At 68.4% G+C, this 22,130-nt stretch carries 20 protein-coding genes; 10 read left to right on the top strand and 10 right to left on the bottom strand.

The features are described from left to right. Nucleotides 1–13 precede the first annotated feature (13 nt). The 8 genes from ABJF88_03920 to ABJF88_03885 form a co-directional block, all read right to left on the bottom strand. A complete protein-coding gene (locus tag ABJF88_03920) occupies nucleotides 14–490 on the bottom strand; it encodes a hypothetical protein (protein ID MEP0546055.1) in 477 nt (158 codons plus the stop codon). Between the two features lie 151 nt (nucleotides 491–641). After that, nucleotides 642–1,184, bottom strand: a complete 543-nt coding sequence (locus tag ABJF88_03915; protein MEP0546054.1) for a hypothetical protein — start codon at nucleotides 1,182–1,184, stop codon at nucleotides 642–644. A 257-nt stretch (nucleotides 1,185–1,441) separates the two neighbouring features. After that, the gene (gene purF, locus ABJF88_03910) at nucleotides 1,442–2,944 is read right to left on the bottom strand and encodes an amidophosphoribosyltransferase (protein ID MEP0546053.1); all 1,503 of its coding nucleotides are present in this window, start codon (nucleotides 2,942–2,944) and stop codon (nucleotides 1,442–1,444) included. 244 nt (nucleotides 2,945–3,188) lie between these two features. Beyond that, a complete protein-coding gene (locus ABJF88_03905; protein ID MEP0546052.1) occupies nucleotides 3,189–3,671 on the bottom strand; it encodes a hypothetical protein in 483 nt (160 codons plus the stop codon). A gap of 8 nt (nucleotides 3,672–3,679) precedes the next feature. Beyond that, nucleotides 3,680–4,138 carry a hypothetical protein gene (locus tag ABJF88_03900; GenBank protein MEP0546051.1) on the bottom strand — a complete coding sequence of 153 codons (459 nt, stop codon included), beginning with the start codon at nucleotides 4,136–4,138 and terminating at the stop codon, nucleotides 3,680–3,682. Further along, entirely contained in the window at nucleotides 4,135–5,709 is a 1,575-nt protein-coding gene (locus ABJF88_03895; protein MEP0546050.1) for a sodium-dependent transporter, read from the bottom strand. The genes ABJF88_03900 and ABJF88_03895 overlap by 4 nt, the downstream gene beginning before the upstream one ends. A gap of 135 nt (nucleotides 5,710–5,844) precedes the next feature. Next, nucleotides 5,845–7,239 (bottom strand): hemolysin family protein, encoded by a 1,395-nt coding sequence (locus tag ABJF88_03890; protein ID MEP0546049.1) that lies wholly within the window; start codon nucleotides 7,237–7,239, stop codon nucleotides 5,845–5,847. Nucleotides 7,240–7,463: 224 nt separating this feature from the next. Then, complete coding sequence (locus ABJF88_03885; GenBank protein ID MEP0546048.1) at nucleotides 7,464–7,970, bottom strand: single-stranded DNA-binding protein; 507 nt, start codon at nucleotides 7,968–7,970, stop codon at nucleotides 7,464–7,466. A gap of 249 nt (nucleotides 7,971–8,219) precedes the next feature. Here ABJF88_03885 and mazG point away from each other — a divergent pair, with 249 nt between their 5' ends. The 6 genes from mazG to hutH all read left to right on the top strand — a co-directional run bounded on the left by mazG (nucleotide 8,220) and on the right by hutH (nucleotide 16,365). Next, nucleotides 8,220–9,074, top strand: a complete 855-nt coding sequence (gene mazG / locus ABJF88_03880; protein ID MEP0546047.1) for a nucleoside triphosphate pyrophosphohydrolase — start codon at nucleotides 8,220–8,222, stop codon at nucleotides 9,072–9,074. 74 nt (nucleotides 9,075–9,148) lie between these two features. Further along, nucleotides 9,149–10,588 carry a rhodanese-like domain-containing protein gene (locus ABJF88_03875; GenBank protein ID MEP0546046.1) on the top strand — a complete coding sequence of 480 codons (1,440 nt, stop codon included), beginning with the start codon at nucleotides 9,149–9,151 and terminating at the stop codon, nucleotides 10,586–10,588. Nucleotides 10,589–10,687: 99 nt separating this feature from the next. Next, nucleotides 10,688–12,349 carry a urocanate hydratase gene (gene hutU, locus ABJF88_03870; GenBank protein MEP0546045.1) on the top strand — a complete coding sequence of 554 codons (1,662 nt, stop codon included), beginning with the start codon at nucleotides 10,688–10,690 and terminating at the stop codon, nucleotides 12,347–12,349. Nucleotides 12,350–12,629: 280 nt separating this feature from the next. Next, nucleotides 12,630–13,313 carry a YdeI/OmpD-associated family protein gene (locus ABJF88_03865; GenBank protein ID MEP0546044.1) on the top strand — a complete coding sequence of 228 codons (684 nt, stop codon included), beginning with the start codon at nucleotides 12,630–12,632 and terminating at the stop codon, nucleotides 13,311–13,313. Nucleotides 13,314–13,327: 14 nt separating this feature from the next. Then, complete coding sequence (locus tag ABJF88_03860) at nucleotides 13,328–14,803, top strand: class I SAM-dependent methyltransferase (protein MEP0546043.1); 1,476 nt, start codon at nucleotides 13,328–13,330, stop codon at nucleotides 14,801–14,803. 29 nt (nucleotides 14,804–14,832) lie between these two features. Next, complete coding sequence (gene hutH / locus ABJF88_03855) at nucleotides 14,833–16,365, top strand: histidine ammonia-lyase (protein ID MEP0546042.1); 1,533 nt, start codon at nucleotides 14,833–14,835, stop codon at nucleotides 16,363–16,365. On the opposite strand, the gene ABJF88_03850 is transcribed toward hutH, so the two are convergent. Next, a complete protein-coding gene (locus ABJF88_03850; GenBank protein MEP0546041.1) occupies nucleotides 16,362–16,943 on the bottom strand; it encodes a hypothetical protein in 582 nt (193 codons plus the stop codon). The two genes, hutH and ABJF88_03850, sit on opposite strands and share 4 nt — an antisense overlap. Nucleotides 16,944–17,010: 67 nt before the next feature. Here ABJF88_03850 and hutI point away from each other — a divergent pair, with 67 nt between their 5' ends. Then, complete coding sequence (gene hutI / locus ABJF88_03845) at nucleotides 17,011–18,228, top strand: imidazolonepropionase (GenBank protein MEP0546040.1); 1,218 nt, start codon at nucleotides 17,011–17,013, stop codon at nucleotides 18,226–18,228. A 58-nt stretch (nucleotides 18,229–18,286) separates the two neighbouring features. Here the strand turns inward: hutI and ABJF88_03840 are convergent, their stop codons facing one another. After that, complete coding sequence (locus ABJF88_03840; protein ID MEP0546039.1) at nucleotides 18,287–18,718, bottom strand: Bor family protein; 432 nt, start codon at nucleotides 18,716–18,718, stop codon at nucleotides 18,287–18,289. 147 nt (nucleotides 18,719–18,865) lie between these two features. Here ABJF88_03840 and ABJF88_03835 point away from each other — a divergent pair, with 147 nt between their 5' ends. From ABJF88_03835 to ABJF88_03825, 3 genes are all read left to right on the top strand, one after another. Further along, nucleotides 18,866–19,789 (top strand): formimidoylglutamase, encoded by a 924-nt coding sequence (locus ABJF88_03835; GenBank protein MEP0546038.1) that lies wholly within the window; start codon nucleotides 18,866–18,868, stop codon nucleotides 19,787–19,789. A 107-nt stretch (nucleotides 19,790–19,896) separates the two neighbouring features. Further along, complete coding sequence (locus tag ABJF88_03830) at nucleotides 19,897–20,919, top strand: LacI family DNA-binding transcriptional regulator (GenBank protein MEP0546037.1); 1,023 nt, start codon at nucleotides 19,897–19,899, stop codon at nucleotides 20,917–20,919. A 266-nt stretch (nucleotides 20,920–21,185) separates the two neighbouring features. Further along, nucleotides 21,186–22,124, top strand: a complete 939-nt coding sequence (locus ABJF88_03825; protein MEP0546036.1) for a T9SS type A sorting domain-containing protein — start codon at nucleotides 21,186–21,188, stop codon at nucleotides 22,122–22,124. The last annotated feature ends 6 nt before the right edge of the window (nucleotides 22,125–22,130 follow it).

Here is a 22,130-nt window from a genome sequence, read left to right as displayed (position 1 = left end):
CCATCCCCTCCGATCAACCGTCTCGCTTCGGCAGGTCTTTCGACAGCCCGAGTGCGCCGACGAAGATCAGGATGAACATCCCGATCGCCCACCAGCTGTACGGCATGTCGAGGAAGATCTCTCCCGTCACCGCTGCGATGACTATGCCAGCGACGGCTGTCATGATAGTGGCGACCGCTCCGGTGATGCGTTGCCAGGGCAGCAGGCCGTGCCCGCTGCGCCAACGGTCTACCCAGGCAGTCAAGTCCCGCGATGGATCACCGGAGGGAGGTGGGGGCGGGACGACCTCGTCTGAAAAGCCGTACCGGATGCCCCCCCACACCAGGCCCCCCATCGTCACCGCTCCGTACACGACTGGCATCCAGTACCAAGCATCGAAGCGCGTGCCCGCTCGTGCTGCTAAGACCGCGCCGACGAGAGCGAGCACGGCGCTGACGAGCATCAGCAACGCCCCGGTTCGGGCTCGAGTAAACACGTTCGCGATGGACATCATCTCAGGGCTGCTGTCAATCCGTTCGTAAGCGGCATAACATGATAGCGTTCAGCCTCACCGGGCAGCGCGAGCACAGACGGAGGCAAAGTAGACGCTGCCGATGACACGGGCAAAGCGGTGAAACCCGGCGTCGGCGTGAAACGCCGGGTTAGGAGGACGGCTCGGCTATTTGGTCTTCTTGCCGCTCAACGACCTTTGCTGAGGCCCTCGCCCACCTCTGGGCCTCCGCCGTCAACTTGCCCGGCACGCGGCGCTCCACTAGGAGCAGGGCACGGTCGAAATTGCCGAAAGTCCGGTTGAACAAGAAACTACCGGTCCTATGCGCAACTTCAACGGTTTCACTTGATCGAGTCCACGCCATGTCTCCGACATCTACGCTCACCACATCTGACCAAGTGAGGAGCTTGGATCTCCGGTTGATGAAGACCTTATCGCCTACTCGAAGTACGTAGTTGCGGTAGACCCCCTCGGTGGTGAACTCGAACGATGTCGGGAACCAGAAGAACAAGATGAAGAGGCTTAAGAGCCAGACGCCGACGCCGTAGAACCACACCGATTGCTCTGACCAACCCCACTCGACTGTCAGACGAGCCATGATCAGAGGTAAGCAGAGAGGTAGGAGTGCAACGACGCCCCCCATGAAAACGCGGCCGTAGGCGGTGGGGCGTAGCATGACGGATTCGTCATTCATCGTCTAGTCCTCCTACCCCTGCTTAGGTGCCCTGTAGGCGTGTTGTAACGCGCCCTCTGGCCGCATAAGCAACACGGTGAGGGTATGGGGAGCGGCGGCCCGTGTTTAACGAGGAGGAGCCCGTTGGGCCTCCTGCGCCGCGATAGGGCCGCCTTGCGCCTACAAAATAAGCGCTCGGGCCCGAACTCCAACCCGGCCATGCCTTGCGAAAATGCGCCCACCGGCTACCTAAGCAACGCGACCCCGTCGCACACAGGCTACCACTCGTTCTCTTCCTTCTCCACGCCGCGCTCGACGGGCACCGGGTAGTTCGTCGTGAAGCAGGCGTTGCAGAAGCCGTCGCCGCCGCTGGCCTCGCGCACGGCCTCCATCATCCCGTCTACGGACACGTACGCGAGCGAGTCCACGCCGAGCCACGCGCCCATCCGTTCCACGTCGCGGTCGTACTGGTTCGCGAGCAGTTCGGTCTCGGTGGGGAAGTCCATCCCATAGAAGCACGGCGAGATCACCGGCGGCGCGGCGCTGCGGAAGTGGACCTCCTTCGCCCCGGCGTCGCGGACCATCTGCACGAGTTGCTTCGCCGTCGTCCCGCGCACGATCGAGTCGTCGACCATCACGACGACGCGGTCTTTGAGCAGGCCCTCGACGGGGTTGAACTTCGTCCGCACCTTCATCTCGCGGGCGTCCTGGCCGGGCGAGATGAACGTCCGCCCGACGTAGTGATTGCGGATGAGCCCGATCTCGTAGCGCACGTCGTAGCCGAGCTTCTGGCACTCGGTGACGTAGCCGAGCGTGGCCGTGTTGGAGGAGTCGGGGACGGAGATGACGATGGGGCGCTTGTCGCCCTCTTTCCGGTGCGGCGGCGGGGCGTCGTGCGCGAGCGCCTTCCCGATCTTGCGGCGGACCTTATCGACCATCGCGCCGAAGATCTTCGAGTCCGGCCGCGAGAAGTAGACGTACTCGAATACGCACTGGCTCACGCCGTGGTGGCGCGGGATGCAGACGCCGTTGAAGTCGCCGCCGCGCTCGACGCGCTCGACGCCTGCGCGGTCGATGACGAGGATCTCGCCGGGCTCGACGTCGCGGACGTATTTCGCGCCGATGATGTCGAAGGCGCACGTCTCGCTCGCCACGCAATACGCGACCGAGCCGTCGGGCTGTTCGAGGCGGCCGAGGGCGAGGGGGCGGAAGCCGTTCGAGTCGCGGACGGCGATGAGCGCGTCGTCGGTCAGCAGAACGAGCGAGAACGCGCCCTGGCACTGGTGCAGCGCGTCGATGATGCGGTTGACGGCCCCGTCCTCGCGGCTCTGCGCGACGAGGTGGAGGATCAGCTCGGAGTCCGACGACGAGTTGAACAGCGTCCCCTTCGCCACGAGCTCGTCGCGGATCGAGCGGGCGTTCGAGAGGTTGCCATTGTGCGCGAGCGCGAGGTTGCCCTCCTGGTAATGGACGACGAACGGCTGGATATTCGCCGGGTTCGTCGACGACCCGCTCGTCGAGTAGCGCGTGTGGCCGATGGACGCGTCGCCGAGGAGGATCCGCTCGAAGAGGGACTGGTCGCTGAACACGTCGAGCACGAGGCCGAAGTCGCGGTAGGCCGGCATGGCGGGCCGGTTGCGGACCTCGTCGTAGGTCGTCGTGACGATGCCGGCGGACTCCTGCCCGCGGTGCTGGAGGGCGTGGAGGCCGAAGTACGTCAGCCGCGCGGCTTCGGGGTGGTTGAAGATGCCGAAGATGCCGCAGTGGTCACGAACGCTCATGACAGCGAGGGGGAGGGCGCAACGGGGACGAGGGCGGGGGGACGTGCGGGGTGAACCCGACGGCCGTGGCTAGGTTCAGCGGGCGTCGGTGAATTCCCGATGGGAGGCGACCCCCCGCTTTGCTCGCGCACTCCGGGGCACGCCCCTTCGTGCTGCTTCGCAAAGCTGTCCCCCTCGTCGAGGGGGACAGTTCGAGCGCCCCTGAGCGGAGGCGCAGCCGAGCGATGGGCGCTCGAACGGGGGGTCACAGCAGGATCAGCCCGACGGCGAGTGCCACGCCTACGGCATCGGCCACGAGGTCGCGCGTGCTGAAGAGCGGGCGGACGGGCCGCCGGCTGTCGGCGACTTCTTTGGCGAGGCCAAGCGAGAACGCGGAACCGGCCGCAATCGGGACGGCCGTGTCCTCGTCCGTGTCGAGCTTGCTCGTGAGCACGTACTGCGCGCTGAGGGTGAGCAGGAAGCTGCCCGCCGCGTGGAGCACTTTGTCGCGGCCGAGCCACGGATCGCGGAGCGTATCGGGCGCGACGGGAGAGGGGAGCACGCGCTCGACAGCCGCCGGTGCCCGTAGGGGCGAACCGTGTTCGCCCTGCATCCGATGAGGCATCGGTGCGACATCGGTGCGGGCTCCGTGGAGCATCGCGGCCCGCAGCGCGGCGGGCGATTGCGCGGCGGCCGGCCCGACGCCTACCACGAGCAGCAGCAGGGTTCCAACGACGAGTCCTCGCATCGCGCCGCTCACGTGTCCGGGCGGAGTTCGGGCTGCGTCTTCGGCATGTCGCCGGAGAGCAGCTTCGCCATCGCCCAACTCGCCCCGCCGAACAGGATCAGCCCGGCCATGATGAGCACGAAGACGCCCGCGAGCGGGAGTTCGGCGAAGCGGATCGAGAGGTTCCGGCTCGGCCCGCCCGGCACGGCGACGCGGACGACGCCCGCCTCCGTCGGCGTCCACTTGATCGACGTGAACCCGCCGATGCGGACGGTGTCGACGACGGGGATCGCGCTGTTGGGCCGGTACGTGACGACCACGGCGTCCACCGGCGCGTCGAACGTCAGCGCCACCGCCTCGCCGACGACGGGCGACTCCGGCAGGACCGAAATCGTCGTCGCCACGGGAGCAGCATCCTGTCCGAAGGCAGGGGCAGCGAGGCAGAAGAGGACGAGGCAGAGGGCGCGCGTCATGCGGAGCATCGTCATGCGGGCGTTTTCGTCGTCGCGAAGCGGCGGCCGAACGTGAGGTAGGAGGCGATCGCGATCGTGCCGACGAGCCACACGAGCGGAATCACGACGGGGAGCCATTCGAACCCGCCGAGGGGGTTCACGGCGCCCTGCGAGTTGTGCGTCCCGTAGAGCCAATCGGCCCAGACCGTGTCTTCGAGCAGGTTCCACACGAGCACGAAGAGGAGGAGGGCCGGGACGACGAACTTGATCAGCACGTCGAACCACGGCCCGAGCGTGAACTTCGAGTGCTGGTTCGCGGCCGCGCGGAGCTTCTCCGCTCCGAACACCCACCCGATCATGATGCACTCCAGGAGGCCGACCGTCAGCAGGCTGTAGCGGAAGGCCCAGTGGTCGAGGATGTCGAGGAGGTTGAGCCCGAGCGTCCCGTTGTTCACGAGGTCGGCGTCGACGATCGTAGGGAGGGCGAAGGCGAGGGAGCCGAGCGCGCCGGGCACCATCACGAAGGCGAGCGCCTTCGCCCGCGAGATGTCGAGCTTGTCGATGAGCGCGCTCGCCATGCCCTCGACGAGCGAGACCGACGACGTCAGCCCGGCGATGAGGATGAGGAAGAAGAAGAGGAAGCCGATGGCCTTCACGCCGGCCGGGAGCGCGGCGATGCCCTGCGGGATCGCGAAGAACGAGAGCGAGAGCGTCGTGCCCGCCGGGTTCAGCGAGAACACGAACAGCAGCGCGAAGATGGCGACGCCGGCGATGTACTCGAACCCGCAGTTGAGGAACGAGACCAGCATCGAGTTGTTGACCTGGTCGGCGTCTTTGGGGAGGTAGCTCGCGTACGCCGTCATCGTCCCGAGACCGAGCGAGAGCGAGAAGAACATCTGCGCGAACGCGCCCTGCCAGACCGCCGCCTGCGCGATCCCGTCGAGGTTCGGGGTGAAGAGGTAGAGCACGCCGTCGAAACCGCCGGGGAGCGTGAGGCCGCGGATGATGAGGCCGATCATGAACAGCCACATCAACGGGACGAAGATGCGGACGGCCCGCTCGATCGTTGCCGTGCCCCGCCAGAGGATGAGGACGTTGACGCCCCACACGCCGAGCACGGCGAGGAGCGGCCAGTACGAGGCGATGACGCGGAAGAAGTACGCGACGGCGCTCGGCGCGGCGCTCGGCTCGGCGAAGGGCGTGAACGGGGCCGTCGTGCCCGGCTCCAATAACTGCCCGAGCGCGCCGATCATCATGCACGCGGCCCAGCCGAGGATCGTGATGTAGTACATCGTGATGAAGAGCGCGCTCGCGAGGCTCCACCACCCGACGAACTCGGCCTTCGGCCCGGCCAGCCGCCGCAGCGCGACGGGGAACGAGCGGCCCGTCATCGTCCCAATCGAGAACTCGAGGATCATCACCGGAATCCCGATGACGAAGAGGGCGATGAAGTAGGGGACGTAGAACGCGCCGCCGCCGTACTGGTAGGCGTTCGAGGCGAAGAACACGATGTTGCCCAGCCCGATGGCGGACCCGCTGGCCGCGAGGATGAAGCCGAGCTTGGACTGCCATGCGCCGCGGTCGGCGCGCGTTGAACCTTTCGACACGGGGATACCGCTTCGTGAATGGGCCGTGAACCGCGCGCAAACTACGCCACCGAAGCAAAAGGCGGAAGGGGGAATCGAGACGAGGAGACGCCCGAGCACCGAGATCGAGAGCGGGCCTCTTCCGCTCTTCGCGTCCTACTCCTCGTCGCCCTCAGCCTCGACCGGGCGCGGCGTCACCTCCAAGAGCACCTGCTTGATCCGGTTGTTGTCGACGATCTCGACGCGGATCGTGTGCGGTCCGAACTCGACGACGTCGCCCTCGGATGGGATCTCGCCCGTGAGGTGGTAGATCAGCCCGCCGAGCGTCTCGAAGTCGAACTCCTCCGTGTCGACCTCCAGTTCCAGCCCCTCGACGAGGTCGTCGAGGTTGATCCCGGCGTCGACGCGGAAGCTGTGCGGACCGACGCGCTCGAAGGGGAGCGGCTCGGGCTGGTCGTGCTCGTCGCGGATCTCGCCTACGATCTCTTCGAGGATGTCTTCGAGCGTGACGATGCCGGCCGTCCCGCCGTACTCGTCCACCACGACGGCGATGTGGGTGTTCGAGTTCTGGAAGTCGGCGAGCATGTCGTCGAGCGGACGGCTGAGCGGGACGAACTTGGCAGGGCGAGCGATCCGCTCCCAGTCGGAGGGCTGACTGCCGAAGGCGCGGGCCTCGTCCTCTTCGAGGAGAGGGATGAGGTCCTTGGCGTAGAGGATGCCGAGGATGTTGTCGAGGTGCTCGCGGAAGAGGGGGAAGCGGGAGTGGCCCGTCTCGCGGATCAGCGTGAGGGCTTCTTCGAGCGATGCCGTGTCGGCGAGGGCGTGGACGTCGACGCGGCTGAGCATCACCTCGCGCACGGCCGTCTCGCCGAACTCGACGATCGAGTGGATCAGCGCGCGCTCCTCCTCCTCGAGGGTGCCCTCGGCCTCGCCGAGGTTCGCGAGCGTCTTGAGATCCTCGTTCGAGATGACGGGCGCGGAGGTGCGGAATCGGTGCTGGATGAGGTCCATCCCGCGCGCGAGGAGGTCGGAAACGGGGTAGAGCACGCGGAAGAGAACGTAGAGCGGGCGCGAAAAGAACGTGGCCCACCACCGGTTCTGCTGCGTGGCGATGAGTTTCGGCGTGATCTCGCTGAGCACGAGGAGCAGGAACGTCAGCACCACCACCTGGAAGACGAAGAGGATCTCCGTGCCCCACGGGGTCTGGTCGAGGCCGTAGGCTACGGCCGCCTGCCCCGTCAGCACCGTCGCCAGGATCGCCGCGGCGACATTGACGAGGTTGTTGAGGATGAGGATGGAGATGAGGAGGCGGCGCGGCCGCTCCAGCATCGCCATCACGCGCTTCGCGCCGGCGCTGCCGTCCTCGCGCAGCCCTTGGCGGTCGCTGTCGGTGAGCGAGAAGAGCGCCACCTCCGAGCCCGAGAAGAAGGCGGAGAGGACGAGCAGGAGGACGAAGACCGCCCCTTCGGTGGCGACGGTCGCGGCTCCAGAGGCGATGGGCCAGAGCAACAGGAGGAGCCCCACGAGGGGGCTACTAGCGTCAGGGTCCAAGGTGGGTGAGGGAGCCCTCGGCTGGTGAGACAGGCAGGTGGTGCAGTGCGGGGCCAGGGTGGAGGTGGCCGGACTGGCGGATGCGGAAATATACGGGTTTCCGCGAGGTACGGTCCCGGAGGGTGGCGGAGACCCTGACGGTGGTGGGGAGCGAATGAAAAGAGGCGGCGGCTCGAAAGCCGCCGCCTCGCTCAACGCATGCCGTAGGTCGTACCGGCGGTGCCTCAGAAGGGCAGGTCGTCGTCGGGACCGAAGGGGTCGTTGCCGCCGCCCTGGGTTTGGGGTTGACGCTGCTGCTGCGGACGGGACTGCGGGCGCTGCTGGTAGCCGCCGCCGCCGGAGGAGCGCGTCTGATCGTACTCGTTCGACGAGTCGTAGCTGCCTCCACCGCTGCCGCCCTTCGAGTCGAGCATCATCATCTCGCGGGCCTTGATCTCGGTGGTGTACCGCGTCTGCCCGTCCTTGTCTTCCCACTGGCGGGTCTGGAGCGAGCCCTCGAAGTAGACCTGGGAGCCCTTCTTGAGGTACTCCCCGCAGATCTCCGCGAGCCGCGCCCACGCGACGACGCTGTGCCACTCGGTCTTCTCGACGAGCTCGCCGTTGGAGTCCTTGTAGCTCTCGTTCGTGGCGAGGCGGAGGTTGCAGACGGCCGTGCCGCTGCCGGTGTAGCGGAGCTCGGGGTCCTGGCCGAGGTTGCCGATGAGGATGACTTTGTTGACTGAGCGTGCCATAGGATGGCCTCCTTACTGGGTTGGATACATGATTCCGCCGACGCGCCTCGGAGAGGGTCTGTCGGCCTGGTCGGTGCGGCCTCGCGGCCGGCTGGGAGTATAGACAGCGGGCCGGGCCCTCTGTAACTCCCGCGCTCAGTTTAATTATCCACAGTGTCAGCCCTGCGTCATACCGCGCGGCCGAGCCGCATCGCTCTCGCCTCAGTAGATTCGGGGCCTCCCACCCTCCGCCGCCCGCCTTCGATCCTCGTGAACGTTCCCACCCTCGGCCTCACGGCCGAAGACCGCGCCGCCGCGGTCCCCGACCTCTACGCCGACTTTGTCGCCGTCGTCCGCCGCCTCCGCCGCGAGTGCCCGTGGGACCGCGAGCAGACGCACGAGTCGGTCAAGCACCTGCTCATCGAGGAGGCCTACGAAGCCCTCGACGCCATCGACGAGGGCGACTGGGACGAGCTGAAGGGCGAGCTCGGCGACCTCCTGCTCCACGTCGTCTTCCACGCCGAGATCGCCGAGACGACGACGGGCGCGTTCACGCTCGAGGATGTGATCCGCTTCGAGATGGAGAAGCTCGTCCGCCGGCACCCGCACGTGTTCGGCGATACCACCGTGTCGGGCACGGGCGAGGTGCTGCGCAACTGGGAGCAGATCAAGCAGCAGGAGCGCGCCGCCGCCGGGCGCCCTGTCGCGCGGCGCTCGACGCTCGACGGCGTGCCGCGCCAGCTGCCGGCGCTCCTCCGCGCCCAGCGCGTGCAGGAGAAAGCGGCCGGCGTCGGCTTCGACTTCCCCGAGGCGGCCGGGGCGTGGGACAAGGTGGAGGAGGAGGTCCGCGAGCTCCGCGCCCTCGTCGAGCGGGGGGCGACGCCGGAGGAACGCGAGGACGAGTTCGGCGACGTGCTCTTTGCCCTCGTCAACTACGCCCGCTTCACGGATGTGAACCCGGAGAACGCCCTCCGCCGCACGCTTGACAAGTTCCAACGCCGGTTCCAGCACGTCGAGGCCCGCCTCGCCGAGCAGGAACGGACCTTCGCCGACGCCGACCTCGCGGAGATGGACCGGTACTGGGACGAGGCGAAAGACAGAGAAAGGGGAGAGGGTAAAGCGTAAAAACAGCGCGACCCACGTTGCCGGCCCGACTCCGTTTCTTTACCCTTTACCCCTCACCCTTTACCCTTTCCGCCATGCTGTTCCGACAGATCTTCGACCCGCACCTCGCCCAGTACGCCTACCTCATCGGCTGCCAGAAGACGAAGACCGCGCTCGTCATCGACCCCGAGCGCGACATCGACCGCTACGTCGAAGCGGCCGGAGCCGAGGGGCTGACGATCACGGCCGTCGCCGAGACGCACATCCACGCCGACTTCCTCTCGGGCGCGCGCGAGTTCGCCAAGCAGCACGGCGTGAAGGTCTACCTCTCCGGCGAGGGCGGGCCGGACTGGACCTATGGATGGGGCAAGGGCTACGATGTGGAGCTGCTCCGCGACGGCGACACCTTCGCGGTGGGCAACATCAAGATCAAAGCCGTCCACACGCCGGGCCACACGCCCGAGCACCTCAGCTTCCTCATCACCGACGAGGGCGGCGGGGCGGACGAACCCCTCGGCCTCGCCTCCGGCGACTTCGTGTTCGTCGGCGACCTCGGCCGGCCGGACTTGCTGGAGACGGCGGCGGGACAGGAGGGCGCGCAGGAGCCCGCGGCCCACGAGCTGTTCGACTCGTTGCAGAAGCTGAAGGGGTTGCCGGACTTCCTCCAGATCTGGCCCGGCCACGGCGCGGGCAGCGCGTGCGGCAAAGCGCTCGGCGCAGTCCCGCAGTCGACCCTCGGCTATGAAATGAAGTTCAATGCGGCCGTGCAGGCGGCAAAGGAGGGGGAAGACGCCTTCGTTAAAGAGATCCTCGAAGGGCAGCCCGAGCCGCCGCTCTACTTCGCCCGGATGAAGCGGCAGAACAAGCAGGGACCGTCGCTCCTCGGCGCGCTCCCCCGGCCCCGCTCGATGATGGCCTCCGCGCTCGGCACGCTGTGCGGGTGCGACGACTGCGTCGTGATCGACACGCGACCGCGGAGCGTGTTCGTGCGCGGGCACCTCCCCGCATCGCTCCTCGCCCCGCTCGACGACAGCTTCCCGACGGTCGCCGGCTCGTACGTCCCGGCCGGCACGCCGATCTACCTCGTTGTGGAGCACGAACGGGCGGAGGAAGCCGTCCGCGCCCTCGTCCGCATCGGGCTCGACGACGTGCGCGGCGTGATCGAGCCCCGCACGCTGGAGAGCTACGGCGACGGGAACGACAAGCTGAATATGCTCAAAACGATCGACTTCGATGAGGTCGATGGCCGCCGCCACTACACGAACGCCGCCGTGCTCGACGTGCGGCGGCAGGAGGAGTGGGACCAGAAGCATCTCCCTGGCGCGATCCACATCCCCCACGTCCGCCTCCTCGACCGGCTCGACGAGCTGCCGCGCGACAAGACGTTGCTCGTCCACTGCCAGAGCGGCGTCCGCAGCGCCGTCGCGAGCGCGCTCCTCGCCGCGCACGGGTTCTGCGTCGCCTACGTCGACGACGCGTTCGAGAACTGGAAGGAGCGCCACCGGCAGGAGGGCGTCGAAGCGGGCGCGCACTGACCCGGCATCGCTACGCCGTACAGACACGCCATCCCGTACAGACGCAGCATGCTGCGTCTCTACCTTCCAGCCTACCTCCTCGCAAATTCCCATTCTCCGATGGAAACCGCTGTCACTGTCCGTGCCCCGCGCGGGACCACGCTCTCGTGCAAAGGCTGGCATCAGGAGGCCGCCCTCCGCATGCTGATGAACAACCTCGACCCGGCCGTCGCCGAGCGGCCCGAGAACCTCATCGTCTACGGCGGCAGCGGGAAGGCGGCGCGCGACTGGCCGAGCTTCCACAAGATCGTCGAGACGCTGCGGCGGCTGGAGAACGACGAAACGCTGCTGGTGCAGAGCGGGAAGCCCGTCGGTGTCTTCCGCACGCACGACGAGGCGCCACGCGTGCTCATCGCCAACAGCCACCTCGTGCCGAAGTGGGCGACGTGGAGCGAGTTCCGCCGCCTCGAAGCGCTCGGGCTGACGATGTACGGGCAGATGACGGCGGGCTCGTGGATCTACATCGGCACGCAGGGCATCCTGCAGGGGACGTACGAGACCTTCGCCGAGTGCGCGCGGCAGCACTTCGACGGCTCGCTCGCGGGCCGGCTTGTCGTCACGGCCGGGCTCGGCGGGATGGGCGGCGCGCAGCCGCTCGCGGCGACGATGAACGGCGCGGCCTTCCTCGGCATCGACGTGGACCCGGTGCGGATCGAGCGGCGCGTCGAGACCGGCTACTGCGACCGGATCGAGACCGACCTCGACGCCGCGCTCGACGCCGTGCTCGATGCGAAGCGGAAGGGCGAGGCGCTCTCCGTCGGGCTCGTCGGGAACGTCGCCGAGGTGCTGCCCGAACTCGTGCGGCGCGGCGTCGTGCCCGATGTCGTCACCGACCAGACGAGCGCGCACGACCTCCGCGTCGGCTATATCCCGGCGGGCTATGCACTGGACGAGGCCGAGGACTTTCGCACGCGCGATGCCGAAGGCTATGATGCTGCCGTGCTCGACTCGATGCAGCGCCACGTCGAGGCGATGCTGGCGCTACAACGCGAGGGCGCCGTCGTGTTCGACTACGGCAACAACCTCCGCGGGCAGGTCGCCGACCACCGGGGGATGACGGAGGCGTTCGAGATCCCCGGCTTCGTGCCGGAGTTCATCCGCCCGCTCTTCTGCAAGGGCTCCGGCCCGTTCCGCTGGGCCGCCCTCTCCGGCAACCCCGCCGACATCGCGGCGACCGACGCGGCCGTGCTCGACACCTTCCCCGAGAACGAGGCGCTCGCGCGGTGGATTCGTAAGGCGCAGGCGAAGGTCCACTTCCAGGGCCTGCCGGCGCGGATCTGCTGGCTCGAATACGGCGAGCGCGCCGAGATGGGGGAGCGCTTCAACTGGCTCGTCGAGAAAGGGAAAGTCGAGGCCCCGCTCGTGATCGGCCGCGACCACCTCGACACCGGCTCCGTCGCGAGCCCGAACCGCGAGACCGAGGCGATGAAGGACGGCTCCGACGCGATTGCCGACTGGCCGCTCCTCAACGCGCTCCTCAACACGGCGTGCGGGGCGAGTTGGGTCAGCCTCCACCACGGCGGCGGCGTCGGCATCGGCTACTCGATCCACAGCGGGATGGTCTGCGTCGCCGACGGCACCGCGAGCGCCGGGCGCCGCCTCGCCCGCGTCCTCACCGCCGACCCCGGCACCGGCGTCATGCGCCACGCCGACGCCGGCTACGACCTCGCCGTCGACACCGCCAACGAGCGCGGCGTCGATCTCCCGATGATCAACGGGTAACAACTTCCCGTGATGAAAGCTCGACCTCTTACGATCGTCTTTTGGACAGGGATCTTTACGATCGTTGTGATGACTATCGCCGCCGTAGGCTCTGCTGTGCAAGAGTGGCCGGTTGAGACGAGTTGGGTCGAGTGGGCATCCGGTTCCATTCTGGCTTTCGTCTTTTACGGGACGCTGATCTGGCTCGTCTTCTCAGCGCTTCTGCTGGCAGTGTTCTGGCTCGATGCAATAGTGTCATCTTGGGGAGGGCGTTCCAACTGACCGAAGGTGCAACGAACGTATGCACTGCGATGCCGAAGGCAGTTCCACCTTTACCCAAGTCATCCCCGCACAGGCGGGGACCCACCGGACCGGCACGCCGAATGCCGAAGCGCGGCTTCAACCTCCCGATGATCAACGGCTGATGGACATCACGGAAACCCTCTACGTGGCGACCCGCGAGGCCTGGCGCGCATGGCTCGCCGCGCACCACGAGACGACGTCGGAGATCTGGCTCGTGTCGTACCGGCAGCACGTCGGGCGGCCGAGCGTTCCGTACAACGACGCCGTCGAAGAAGCGCTCTGCTTCGGGTGGATCGACAGCACGCGGAAGGGGATCGACGACGAACGCTTTGCCCAACGGTACACACCGCGGAGGCCGACGAGCGGCTACTCGCAGCTGAACAAAGAGCGCCTGGCCCGACTGCTCGACCGGGACCGCGTCGTCGCGTCCGTGGCGGAGGCGGTGTGCGACGTGCGGGCCGAGGACTTCCACATCCCGGACGATATCCGAGCCGCGCTGCAACGCGAAGCGGGCGCGTGGGACTTCTTCCAATCCACGTCGCCGTCCTATCAGCGGATTCGTGCAGCCTACGTCGACGGAGCGCGGGCGCAGCCTGACGTGTTCGCCAAGCGGCTGGCGCATCTCGTGGACAAGTGCGCGGCCGGGAAGCAGTTCGGGTACGGGATCGAGAGCTACTACTAGCGAGGGCTGAACGTATGCATGCCTACGACCGCGTCCGCTATCGCAGCGTCGCGCTGCCGCAACTTCACCCGGACCGGCTGGCGACGCACGCTCGGCTCTTCGGGCTGGAGCCTGCGCCGGTGGCAGCATGCCGCGTGCTCGAAGTCGGCTGCGGCGATGGGGCGAGCCTGCTGCCCGCCGCCTTCGCGCTCCCCGAGAGCACGTTCGTCGGGATCGACATCGCGCCGACGCCGATCGCCGAGGGGCGGGCGCGGGCCGAGGCGTGGGGCGTGTCGAACCTCGATCTCCGCGCGCTCGACCTGCTCGACGCGGGCGATCTCGGGACGTTCGACTACGTCGTCGCGCACGGCGTCTATTCGTGGGTGCCGGACGCGGTGCGCGAGGGGCTGATGGCGCTCATCGCCCGCTGCCTCGCCCCGCAGGGCGTGGCGTTCGTGAGCTACAACGCGCTCCCCGGCGGCCACCTCCGCCGCCACACGCGCGAGATGATGCAGTACCACATCGCCGGCATCGACGAGCCTGAGCGGCAGGTGCAGCAGGCCCGCGCCCTCCTCGACTTCGTGCTCGACGCGCAGCCCGCAGACTCGTACTACCGCGTGCTCCTCGAAAAGGAACGCGAGCTGAGCCGCGCGTACACCGACCAGCACCTCTTCCACGACCACCTCGCCGAGCACAACCGGCCGTTCTACTTCCACGAAGTCGCCGAGCACGCGGGCCGCCACGGGCTCCGCTACCTCGCCGAGGCCGATTTCGCCGCGATGCAGGACCGCACGTTTCCGCCCGCGACCCGCGTCGCACTCCGCCAGCTCGAAGGCGACCCGATCCGCCGGGAGCAGATGCTCGACTTCCTCCGCAACCGCCTCTTCCGGCAGACGCTCCTCTGCCGCGCCGAGGCCGACGCGCAGTGGACACCCGACCCGGAGCGCGTCCGCTCGCTCACCGTCGCCGCGCCGATCCGTGCCGTGGCGGAAGACGACGGCGTGACGACGTTCGCAAGCGCGGGCGGGAAGTCGATTCGGACGGGACATCCGTTTGCCCAGGCCGTGTGCCGAACCCTCGGCGCGCAGTGGCCGCGGGCGACGGCGTTCGACGCACTGCACGGCGCGGTGAGCGACGACGGCGATGACGGCACGCTGCTCGCGCAGATGCTGCTCGATTTCTACGCCGATGGCTTCATCTCCCTGCACGCCCACGCCCCGGCGCTCGCGAGCGAACCGTCGGCGCAGCCCGAGGCGCTTCCGTCGGCGCGGCGAGAGGCGGAGGTCGGAGAGGTCGTGACGAACGGCTGGCACCGGGCGATCCCGCTCGACGGCGTCGCGCGCCGGGTTGTCCCGCTTCTCGACGGGACGCGGGACCGGAGCGCCCTCCTCGCCGCGCTCGCTGGGGCAAACGGCGTCGCGGAGCCGGTGAGGGCGGCCGACCTCGACGGCGTGCTCTGCCGGCTCGCCGAGGACGCCCTGCTCGTCGCGGGAGAGGGCGCGTGGGGTTAGATTCGGGCAGTCTTACGCCTCCTGCCTGCATGAATCCGACCCTCGCCGCCCCCTCGCACCCGCTCACCCTCGCCTCGGTCTACGCCGACCTCGACCGCAGCCTCGGCGCGCTCCGCGCCGACGCCGGGCGCGTCCGCGCCTCGCGGCAAATCGTCGAGAACGCGCTGACGAGCGGGGACACCTTCTACGGGATCAACACCGGCTTCGGCGCGCTCGCCCGCGTCCGCGTCTCCGACGCCGACCTCGAACGGCTCCAGCACAACCTCGTCGTCTCGCACGCCGTCGGCGTTGGACCCCTCGTCCCGAAGGCGGTGACGCGGCTGATGCTCCGGCTCAAAGTCCACGCCCTCGGGCTCGGGTTCTCCGGCGTCTCCGCATCCACCTTCGACCGGCTCCTCGTCTTCGCCGAGCGCGACCTCATCCCGGCCGTGCCGAGCCGGGGCAGCCTCGGCGCGTCGGGCGACCTCGCGCCGCTCGCCCACCTCAGCCTTCCCCTCCTCGGTCGCGGCCAGTTCTGGGACGCCGACGGTGAGCGCACCCGCCCCGCTGCCGACGTGCTCGCCGAGCATGGGCTCGACCCGATCCCGCTCCACGCCAAGGACGGGCTCGCGCTCATCAACGGCACGCAGATGATGAGCGCCTACGGGACGTTCGTGCTCGAACGCGCCGGCTGGCTCGTCAAAGCCGTCGACGTGCTCGCGGCGATGAGTTTGGAAGCGCTGCAGGGATCGATCAAACCGTTCGACGCGCGGATCCAGGCGATCCGGCCGCACCGGGGGCAGGGGCTCGTCGCCGATAACGTCCGTGCGCTCCTCGCCGAGAGCGAGATCCTGGAGAGCCATCGGAACTGCGGGAAGGTGCAGGACCCGTACTCGCTCCGCTGCGTGCCCCAGGTCCACGGCGCCAGCCGCGACGCGCTCGCCCACGCCGCATCGGTCATCGAGACCGAGATCAACAGCGTGACCGACAACCCGCTCGTGTTCGAGGACGGCGAGCCGGCCATCATCTCCGGCGGCAACTTCCACGGGCAGCCGCTCGCCCTCGCGATGGACTACGCGGCCATTGCCCTCGCCGAGCTCGCCAGCATCGCCGAGCGCCGGACCTATTTGCTCGTCGAGGGTAACGACGGGCTACCGATGTTCCTCATGCGCGAGACCGGGCTGAACTCCGGGTTCATGATGCCGCAGTACACCGCGGCGTCGCTCGTCTCCGAGAACAAGGTGCTCTGCCACCCCGCGTCCGTCGACTCGATCCCGAGCAGCCGGGGGCAGGAGGACCACGTCTCGATGGGGAGCGTCGCCGCGCTCAAGCTGTTCGACGTGCTGCGGAACGTGGAGTACGTCCTCGCGATCGAGCTGCTGACGGCGGCGCAGGCCCTCGACTACCGCAAGCCGCTCCGGCCAGGGCGCGGGGTCGAGGCCGCCCACCGGTTCCTCCGCGCCGAAGTCCCGCACCGCGAGCATGACGAGGACTTCCAGGGCGACGTCGCCCGCTGCCTCGACCTCATCCAGACCGGGGCCCTCGTCGAAGCGGCCGAGGCCGCGGTCGGCCGGCTGCGCTAGTCGGGCTCGTCGAGGTGGACGAGCACGCTGTCGTAGGCGGAGACGAGCGCGTGTTCGAGGTAGAGCAGCGAGCCGTTGAGGTCGGCGAGGCTCCGGTAGCGCTCGGTGACGCCGAAGGTGCCGCGCGCGAAGAGTTCGCCGAAGATGACGGAGCCGATCTCTTGCGTGACCTGCTCGTACCGGCGCTGCTCGGCGTAGAGCGCGGAGAAGGCGAGCACGTCGTCGAAGTTCATATGGCTCACGGCGTCGGTAGCATTCGCGGCCTCCCACGCGGTGGACAGCGTGGTCGCGGCGTTCGCGAACCCCCGGTGGAATACGCGAGGCGAGGGAGCGGGGCCGTCGGAAGGGAACGTGCGGAGCGTGTCGATGAGGTGAGCGTGGTAGTCGCGCATCTGCCGCACGGTCTCGCGGTTGTTACGGATTTCCTCGATGACGCCGGCTCGGGCCGAAGCGGCTCGTTCGCGGGCGTTCGCGTCGGCCCGCCATTCGTTGGCGACGAGGGCGAGGAAGACGCCGAGCACGACGAACCCAGCTTCGAGCAGGATCGGGGCGAGGCGAATGCGGCGGGATTCGGACACGGGCGGTGTGAGTTCGTGAAGCCTCAGTATGCGATATTGCGGGGACATTGTCCAGCCGCTCTCGCACGTGCCCGTTCTCACCGATATCACCACGCTTGCCACCTGCCGCGCCGACGGTGGGCAGGCTGAAATCCATACGGTTCCCGACGCCGCGCTCGCGTGGACCGGCGATACGATCCGGTGGGTCGGCCCGGCGGCGGAGCTTCCGGCGGAGTTCGCGGATGAAGACCGGCAGAGCGCGGGCGGGCGCCTCGTCGTCCCTGGCCTCGTCGACTGCCACACCCACCTCGCCTTCGGCGGCTGGCGCGGGGACGAGTTCGCGCAGCGGATCGCGGGCGCGAGCTACCTCGACATCGCCCGGGCCGGTGGCGGCATCGCGAGCACGATGCGCCACACGCGGGCCGCCACCGAGGACGAGCTAACAGCACGGGCCTCCGGCTTCCTCGCCGAGATGCGCACGCTCGGCGTGACGACGGTCGAGGCGAAGAGCGGCTACGGGCTGAGCGAGGCCGATGAGCTGAAGACGCTCCGCGTCTACCGCCGCCTCGCCGCGTCGCAGCCGACCCGCGTCGTCCCGACGCTCCTCGGCGCGCACATCGTCCCGCCGGAGTTCAAAGAGGACCGCGCCGGCTACGTCCGCTTGCTCACCGAGACGGTCATCCCGCAGGCCGCCGACGGCCTCGCTCGCTTCTGCGACGTGTTCGTCGAGGACACGGCGTACTCGGTAGAAGAAGCGCGGACGATCTTTGCCGCCGCCGCCCGTCACGGGCTCCGCGCCAAGCTCCACGCCGATCAACTCAGCGATGGGGGAGGAGCCGCCCTCGCGGCCGAAGTCGGCGCCATCTCGGCTGATCACCTCGAATACATCTCCGACGCGGGGATAACGGCGATGGCGGAGTCGGGCGTCGTCGCCGTGTCGCTCCCGCTCGCTACGCTCTATTTGAATGTTCATCCGCTTCCCGCGCGGAAGCTGATCGACGCGGGCGTCGCCGTCGCCGTGGCGACGGACTTCAACCCCGGCAGCGCGCCGAGCTTCCACCTCCCGCTCGCCCTGATGCTCGCCTGTACGCTCCAGCGGATGACGCCGGCCGAGGCGCTGAAGGGGGCGACGGTGATCGCCGCCCGCGCAGTGGGGATGGAGGACGAGGTCGGCTCGCTCGAACCAGGCAAGCGCGCTGACTTCGCCGTCATCGACGCGCCCGACGTAAACCACTGGCTCTACCACTTCCGCCCGAACGCCTGCGTCCGCACCGTCATCGGCGGCGAAACGGTCTGGGGTGCCTGAAGAAATAAGGCCGAGCGAAACGTCGTCGCCCGGCCTCGTCGCCAACGGGGTGGTGGCGCTACTCGAACTGCACGGTCACTGCTTGCTCGGTCGCGACCGCGAGGTCGGCGGCGTGCATGAACGCCGCCGAAATCTCCTCGGCGCTCGCCCCGTGGGCGACGGCGACAGACTCGGCCGGGGCGGCGAGCGAGGACGTACCACCCGTGGCACACGTCACTTTGATGTGCATCGGCGTGTAGATCCCGAACGTGATCGCGGTGACAAGCTGGTTCACGAAGCTCAGCTGCGTCTCGACGACCGCGACGCCGTTGGGGCACTGCTCGCCTGCTTCGACAGTGCTGGGCGGGACGAGGCCGTAGATCCAGCCCGAGGCGAAGGATTTCTCGACCACTTGGGCAGAGGGCGTGAGGCCCGTTTCAATGCGGGCGTGGTAGCAGCCGGACGCGACGAGCACGACGGCGAGGAGGACGGCGGAGCGGGTAATGGACATCGAGAGTTGGGTCAGGGAAACTATAGGAGTGCGGGGCAGGGGTCCCCGGAGGAGGCGGGAAGCTAAAAGCCCGCGTGACCAATCTCAAGCGTCGAGCGGTTAGACGAGGAAATTTCCAATCCCGCATGACGCCCTATCTTGCCCCGCATGCTTACGCCCCCTGACGTTCCCGCTCCCGACACCGCCGAGGATGATCCCCGCCTCGGCCGTTGGCTCGCGCAGCGACGCTCGGCCGAGGGCGCCCGGGTCGCGCTCGTCGGCTTCCCATCGGACGAGGGCGTGCGGCGCAATGGGGGTCGGCCCGGCGCGGCGGTCGGTCCTACCGCGATCCGGCAGGCGCTCTACCGGCTCACGCCCGACGCCGAACACGGGCTCTTCGCTGACCTCCTCGACGACACCGCCGACCTCGGCGACGTGCCCATCACCGGTGATGTCGAAGCCGATCAACGGGCGCTCGGCGACGTGCTCGCGCCGCTCCTCGCCGGTGGCGTCGTGCCGATCTTGCTCGGCGGGGGGCACGAGACGAGCTTCGGCCACTTCCTCGGCTACGTCGGCGCCGAACAGGATGTGGAGATTCTGAACTGGGACGCACACGCCGACGTGCGTCCGCTGAAGGACGGGCAGGCGCATTCGGGCTCGCCGTTTCGGCAGGCCGTCGAGCACGCTTCCGGCCGCTGCCTCCGCTACGCCGTCGCCGGGCTGCAACCGCACGCCGTCGCCCGCGCCCACCTCGACTTCATCGACGAGTGGGGCGGGGAGGTGATCTGGCAGCGCAACCTCAACGAGGTCCGCGTCCGCTCCATCGGCATCGGCCTCGTCAAGCCCACGCTCGCCACGTTCGACCTCGACGCCGTGGATGCGGCCCACGCGCCCGGCGTGAGCGCTCCCAACGCGGGCGGGTTGCCGGCCTCGCTGTGGCTCTACGCCGCCTACGTGATGGGCCGCTCGCCGCGCGTCACGTCCTTCGACGTGGTCGAACTGAACCCGTCGTTCGACGCGGACGGGCGGACGGCGAAGCTGGCAGCGCTCACCGTGTGGCACATCCTCAAAGGGCTCGGCGAGCGGGAATGAGGCCCCACTCGCGGTGCCTCTGAAGGCGGGACGTTTCAGGAGGCGAGCGGTTAGCGTAGTTTAGGCCGCGTATTGATCCAGGATCCAGGACCAAGAAACTGCCAACCATGAGTGCCACTATCCGTGACGTTGCGCGCCGGGCGGGTGTCTCGACCGCTACCGTCTCGCGGGTGCTGAACGGCACGTGCCCCGTTCACGAAGACAAGCGGCGGCTGGTCCTCGACGCGTCGCGGGCGCTCGGGTACACGCCGAACCTCGTGGCCCGCAGCCTCCTCAGCAAGAAGACCGGCGGGCTCGGCGTGCTGCTGCCCTTCGTCGGGGCCGAGTTCTTCTCGGAGTTCCTGACGGGGCTCGACGAGGCCGCGCAGGAGACGGGGTTCTTCCTGATGATCTCGACCTCGCACCGCCATACCGACGAGTTCGACGCCGCGATGCAGGCGATGGACAAGCGCGTGGACGGCATGGTCATCATGGCGCCCGAACTCCAGCCCCGGGATGCCGCATCCATCTCCGAGACCAAGGGCCCCGTCGTCTTCGTCAATACCTACGTCGACGATCCCGCCTTCGACGTCATCAACTTCGACAACTACGGCGGGGGCTACGCCCTCACGCAGCACCTCCTCGGGCTCGGGCACCGCCGCATCGCACTCATCAAAGGGCCCGTCCACGCGCGCGATGCGGAGGAGCGGACGCGGGGGTATCGGGCGGCGATGGCCGAGGCCGGGTTTGCCGACACCAGCCGGTTGGAGTATCAGGGCGAGTACACCCGCGAAGGAGGCTACGGCGCGGCGCGGGTCCTCCTCTGCGCCACCCCACGCCCGACGGCGATCGTGGCAGCGAACGACTACTGCGCGATCGGGGTCATGCGCGCGCTCCACGAGGCCGGCATCGCCATGCCTGAGGAGATGGCCGTGGCGGGGTTCGACGGCATCGGGAGCACGCAGTACACCCTGCCGCCGCTGACGTCCGTCCACGTCCCCATGCGCGAGATCGGGTACCGCGCGATCCGCCGCCTCGCCGAGTGTCTGGAGAACGAGGAGCGGGCGGAGCCGCCGCTCCGACACGTCACGCCCGTCGAACTCGTCGTCCGCAAGTCGACGGCGTCGCCGGCCGAGGGGGGAGACGGCTAGCCGGAGCCGGGCATCAGGCTGAACGAGTGGCGCGTGTTGCGGGAGCCCTGCTTCACGTAACGAGGCTGGGCGTATTATTGTGGGAGATAGCCGGGTGGAAGTACGACCCCTGCCGCCGGGGTGGGCATCTTGTCGTGTGGCTGAGGGTGACTTTCGCTTCGTCCCGCTCAAACTTCATGGAAGCGCTTTGAAAAGGTTTTCATGCCTGCTATCTTGTCCAACGCCTTAACAGTTTCGTCACACCACACCAAGCCCTCTCTCCTGTCATGAAACACTCGCTACGGCACCTCTCCTTCACCGCGCTCGTGCTGCTGACCGCCGCTGCTGTCGTCCCGCACACGGCCTCGGCCCAAGTGGTCTTCGATACGTTCGACGACGGGGACGTGGCCAACGTCTCGGCGTTCTCCGGCGGCGCCCCCGAGATCGGCGCCGGCGTCGGGCCCATCGACGGGCTCGGCGGCGCCGAGAACACCGGGCTCGCGCTCGGGATCAACCCCGGCGGTGGCGGGGGCTTCGCCGGGGCCGCCGTCGTCCTCGCCGCCGGCGTCGACGCGAGCGCCTCGGAGTACCTCACGCTCTACGTCCGCCCGACGACGGTGCAGGCGTCGAACCTCCCGCTGACGCTCGAGATCAACCTCCAGGAGGACGCCGACGGCGACGGGGTGTACGAGGGGGCGACGGAGGACGAGTACCAGGCGAACTACCGGCTCTCGCTCGGGAGCGAGTACGAGCTCGTGCAGATCCCGCTGGCGTCGTTCGCCGACGACAACTCGGTGAACGCCGGGTCCGACGACGGCTTCGACTTCTCGCGCGTGATCAACGTGGTGTTCGCCTTCGGGGGGATCCCGGCCGGGCCCGAGTTCGCCCTCGCCTTCGACGAGATCGGGTTCAGTACCGGGATGACGGTCGCGAACGAGTCGGACGCCTCGGGCCTGCCGGACGCCATCGTTTTGGGCGGGGCGTACCCCAACCCGTTCACCTCGCTGTCGCGGTTCGACGTGACTGTGGAGCGCGCGCAGTCGGTGCGCGTCGAGGTGTTCGACGTGCTCGGGCGCCGGGTTGGCGTGCTGCACGAGGGGACGCTGGCGGCCCAGACCCCGCACACCTTCGAGATCGACGGGCAGGACTTGCCGAGCGGGATGTACCTCTACCGCGTCACGGGCGAAACCGCTGTGCAGACGCGCAGCCTCGTCCTGCTGAAATAACGAGCC

It is taken from the genome of Rhodothermales bacterium, assembly GCA_039944855.1.
Lineage (GTDB): Bacteria > Bacteroidota > Rhodothermia > Rhodothermales > JANQRZ01 > JBBSMX01.
The sequence above is the reverse complement of the archived record's forward strand: the minus strand, read 5'-3'. Positions and strand labels throughout refer to the sequence as shown.